Genomic DNA, 2,763 nt, shown 5'->3' on the forward strand with positions numbered 1-2,763 from the left:
ATTTCCAAAAAGGTTTTTTTCTCATTATGGAGCATCCAAATATCTTAAAAATCAATGCCTAAAAATCAAATAATGTCTTCTGCGGCTTTTTTATCATTCCGTTTGTCTTCTCTTTTTCCTTAGCAGGTTCATTATTGCCGTTCTTTTCTTCCGAAATCTTCTCTTTATTGTTTATCATATCAGCAAGTCTTGTTTGCTTCTGATCTTCATTGATCGTTTGTTTTTCCTTCACCTTGAAAAAAGTAACTTCTGTTTCTCCCTTTTCTTTTCTTAGTTCCTTTGCATCATCATAGATCTTCTGAAGTTTTTTAGTTACTTTCGACGCACCTGTCAGAAATACAAGTTCATCAAGGTCCAGTTCCAACTCAGCTACCACCGCAGGAGCATAGTCCTGGTCTTCAAGCAATATGCTATAAATGAATGCTATGTCTGTACCCGCGTAACGCATTGATTCATGGCAGTGATCAGCTATCTTTGCTGCAATGTTATTGCGCATGTTCCTTCTAGCCTTCAGCTGTCCCATACGACGCCACAAAGAAGGTGGATTGAACTTCACAAAACCGCGTTTCGGTTGAGACTTTGATACGACCGTTCCACATGTCATGAGCACGCTTGCATAACGCCACATAAGGTAATTCTGTCTTTTTTGTACTCTTCCAAGAAACAGGTCTGCACGGGATATATACTCATATCCGCTTCGGATCGGGTCTGTGATCATTCCTTCATCCTTACCAGCATATTGGATCGGGAGATTCTCATTGATCCAGTGGATAAGATCTTCAGGACTTTCGTCAAGGTTGTATGTTGTTTCAAGGGCAGTTTTCGCATCAGTTCCCTTAAATATCCTTTCCATTACCTTGAATATGGATTCTTTGTTATCTCTCTCCGCAGTAGCAATGTCTTCTATGTTGATCTCATTTCTGCCCATGGCAACTGCCTGCAGGTCGTTAATGGCACTGCGCATATCACCATCTGCATTCTCTGCGATCTTCTCTATAATGCCTACACCACACATCAGGCCCTCTTTCTGAGCTACCCGCTTCAGGGCCGGTATCATAGAACGTGCCTGAAGTGCATTGAATTTGATCTCCAGGACATTCGATCTGACAGACGATGGAATTCCATAGGCATCGTTAGCTATCAATACTATAGGTTGACCGGTTGATCTGATTATATCCCCTATTGCCTTTGCACCACCACGATCGCTTGTCCCATGCATGTTATCGGCTTCATCCAGCACTATAAGCCTTTTGGAATCCATACCCCCAAATGTGCTCATTCTGGAAGCTGAACCTGCGACCCTTTCGATGACATCGGCTGTGCGCTGGTCGCTGGCATTGAGTTCGATAACTTCCCATTCCATATCCATTGCAAGAGCATAGGCCGTTGATGTCTTTCCGACACCTGCCGGACCATGGAGCAACACTGCCTTTTGTTCGGGCATGCTGTCCAGCCACTTCTCAGCCCATGATCTAAGTTGTCCGGTTGCACCCGAATTTCCCACGACATCAGCAAGGCTTTTTGGCCTGTATTTTTCAGCCCATTCTTTCGGTGTGGTCATTGCATCATATCCAATAGAGGGAAACTAATTAATGTTTTCACTCCTTTGTTGGTTTTGCTTGATATTAATAATTGTAGGTACATGACATGTCGCTCCTGACCACGCCTGACCTTGTGGACATTATTCGGAACAAAGCTATTCAGAACCGGGCAAAAGTAGCCATCGGCATCAGGGATCCTACCAAAAAGATCATCTCAAGTGCAGAGGAAGCAAATGATAAGGGGTTTGCGGAAGTCATATTGGTAGGTGACCAGCGGGAGATAGGGTTTTTAGGTACTTCTCTTGAGGTAGTGGGAACCGATGAACCCGAAAAAGTGATGGTGGACCTTTTGGCCTCTGGCCATGTGGATGCTGCTGTAAGGGGTACGGCCCGGGCGTCTGACACACTGTCTTATCTTAAAAAGGTTCTCGGGATGGAAAAACTTCATCGTGTGGCTTTGCTTACGACGGCTGATGGAACTCCTTTTTTTATTGCTCCGGTAGGTATAGATGAAGGTGAGGACCTTGCCGATAAAATGGAATTCGCACGGCTTGGGTCGGAACACATACGCCGTTTTGGTATAGAGCCCCTGCTGGGAATACTTTCCGGAGGCAGGATGGGTGATCTGGGACGCAACAGCAGGGTGGACCGTACTTTGGCAGATGGGGAATTCATGGTCAATCAATTGAACAAAATGGGGATCAAAGCAAAGCATTATACTATCCTTATTGAAGATGCTATCAAAGAAGCCAATTTCCTCATTGCTCCGGATGGCATCTCTGGCAATCTGATCTTCCGTACACTTGTCTTTTTGGGATGTGGTGATGGCATGGGAGCACCGATCTTGATGGACAAGTATGTTTTTGTTGATACTTCAAGGGTTGGAGGACATTACGCCAAAGCGATCATGGTTGCGGGTGCACTTGCTAATATGAACAAAAGCAAAGGGTGAAATTATGAAAGCAGTACTAATAGAAGCCGATACCATCTCTTCTGCATGGTCACGGTTGATATATGAGATATACAAGAATGGTGAAGATCACAAACCAGATTACAGTACGGGGACTCGCAGATTGCATGCTACTGTTGTCATTAATGATGATAATGCTGATCAGGTGAACTCCTTTGTTCCCATTGGGGAGAATCTCAGAAAGAAATACAAGGAAGAGCTTACCGAGGAATATGCTGATTGGGATGTATCACTACCCGACGACGATCGAAG

At 44.5% G+C, this 2,763-nt stretch carries 2 protein-coding genes and 1 pseudogene; 2 read left to right on the forward strand and 1 reads right to left on the reverse strand.

All coding sequences use genetic code 11. The annotated features are described in order from the left end of the window. Positions 1-58: 58 nt before the first annotated feature. Positions 59-1,561, reverse strand: a complete 1,503-nt coding sequence (locus AB7U21_RS11675) for a replication factor C large subunit (RefSeq protein ID WP_428389242.1) — start codon at positions 1,559-1,561, stop codon at positions 59-61. An 86-nt stretch (positions 1,562-1,647) separates the two neighbouring features. On the opposite strand from AB7U21_RS11675, the gene mtxX reads away from it, so the two are divergent. Next, positions 1,648-2,493: a methanogenesis marker protein Mmp4/MtxX gene (gene mtxX, locus AB7U21_RS11680; RefSeq protein WP_428389244.1), complete on the forward strand. Its 846-nt coding sequence runs from the start codon at positions 1,648-1,650 to the stop codon at positions 2,491-2,493. 4 nt (positions 2,494-2,497) lie between these two features. Continuing rightward, positions 2,498-2,763, forward strand: a pseudogene (locus tag AB7U21_RS11685) (thymidylate synthase); the annotation flags it as partial.

The organism is Methanomethylovorans sp. (assembly GCF_050177135.1).
Taxonomy (GTDB): Archaea; Halobacteriota; Methanosarcinia; order Methanosarcinales; family Methanosarcinaceae; genus Methanomethylovorans.